Consider the following 1590-nt stretch of genomic DNA (forward strand, 5'->3'; position numbering starts at 1 on the left):
GGTTTATCTGGGTATTTAAGAGCGGCTATCTATCATTATCAAATCTAGTTTATGCTGCGCTCTTGTCTGGTTTGTTATATCTATAGATTCAATCATTTCGCATTCGTCGCGGATCATCTCTGAAATAAGGCTAGGGTAGTGACGGCAGTCTTCTGGACGGTCAAGGTAAATACTGCAGGTATACATATTTTTAGCGAGAGGCTCCTTTTTAGGCGCAATTTCTAAAAATGGGCACACTTGAAGTCTTAAGCCTGTTTTTGGGTCAAACCAAATTTCGTTGTTTTTAACGTACTCATAAATTTCAGGGTTAAAGAGCTCCCATAAACCTATTTCTTCTTTCGTTGCGCTTAAGTCGCCGCCACCATATTTAATACAGCATTTACCACACTGGTTGCACTCTTTCATAATTTGCTAATTTAGTTGGCTGTTAACACATTTAAGTTAGGTATTAGTGTAGCACCAAATTTATTATTAACGCTCTACTGAATTGCCCCAGTGTTTGCTTTTTGGGTGTGTAAAAAAGTTAGATACAATAACTTAAGTTAAAACCCCTTGTTACATTTTATATAGTACAGGCTTTATTTAATGCTTTACTCTAAGGTGGCGAAAAATATTATGAAACCTGCTTGGGCAGCTTTGTAGTTATTAAATGTTGCTGAGCGGGATCCCTAAGTAGGATGTAATTATGAAAGAAGCTGTTACTAAGTTAAAAACAGAATTTAATGCAAAGTTATTATATTGGAACAACCTCAAAAGTAGTAAAGCCAAAGCGGCAATCATCCTATTATTTATAGTTGTCATTGCACTTAAAGTGTTTACGACCATCTTTACGTTGGATTGGGTTGCAAGTTTATTCAGTGTGTGAGGTTACTAAGAGTAATTGCGATAAAGTTTAATTACAGTGTGTTTAACGCCTACGCGATGTTCATTATTAATGTATTATTACGCTATACACCAAATTAAATAAATCAGTTGTTTAAATACATTTTATAATGACTGTAATGATACATTTTAGCTAAATTGAGTCAGTAAATTAGTTTAGTTGCACTAAAGGATAACCAGTGATGATGAATACAAAAATATATAAAGCGGTACATGACCTAGCAGAAGATTTAATGGCGGCGGCTAACAAAAATAACCGAGAAAAATTTGAATCTTTATTTGCTCAATTAAAAGCGATTTGTATTGAAAACGAAAATACCTCAAAAGATCACCCAGTACAATGGGAAACTTTGGCTGATTTTACCGAAGAGCTAGAAGAGGCAATCACGACTTATGAAAAAGCATTAGAAAAGTCTGTTGCGATTAATAACAAAGATCACATGTCATCAGTTTCTTTTTCAATGGCTACACTGCAGCTAGAACTTGGTCAAAAAGACGAGGCTATTAAAAATCTTCAAAATGCTAAGGTTAGTGCTAATAAAATTGAAGATAAAGAGCTTAAAGCTGAAATACACGATCTACTAGAGTCACTTATTGAAGAAGAAGGTTAAATACTTAAAATTTACTAGCTCAGACTTGATCTGACAGTTACCCATATTAAATACTATTTCTTTGGATTTAGCTTAAGTTAGTACAATTTAATTAAAC

At 33.9% G+C, this 1590-nt stretch carries 3 protein-coding genes; 2 read left to right on the forward strand and 1 reads right to left on the reverse strand.

Annotation, left to right across the window (positions count from 1 at the left end):
• Positions 1–15 precede the first annotated feature (15 nt).
• Positions 16–405: a YkgJ family cysteine cluster protein gene (locus tag H5072_RS18925; protein WP_024597255.1), complete on the reverse strand. Its 390-nt coding sequence runs from the start codon at positions 403–405 to the stop codon at positions 16–18.
• 280 nt (positions 406–685) lie between these two features.
• Here H5072_RS18925 and H5072_RS18930 point away from each other — a divergent pair, with 280 nt between their 5' ends.
• Positions 686–865 carry a hypothetical protein gene (locus H5072_RS18930; RefSeq protein WP_002961145.1) on the forward strand — a complete coding sequence of 60 codons (180 nt, stop codon included), beginning with the start codon at positions 686–688 and terminating at the stop codon, positions 863–865.
• 199 nt (positions 866–1064) lie between these two features.
• Positions 1065–1493, forward strand: a complete 429-nt coding sequence (locus H5072_RS18935; RefSeq protein ID WP_002961147.1) for a hypothetical protein — start codon at positions 1065–1067, stop codon at positions 1491–1493.
• Positions 1494–1590 lie beyond the last annotated feature (97 nt).

Origin of the sequence: Pseudoalteromonas sp. SR45-5, from assembly GCF_014163565.1 — a bacterium.
GTDB lineage: Bacteria > Pseudomonadota > Gammaproteobacteria > Enterobacterales > Alteromonadaceae > Pseudoalteromonas > Pseudoalteromonas distincta.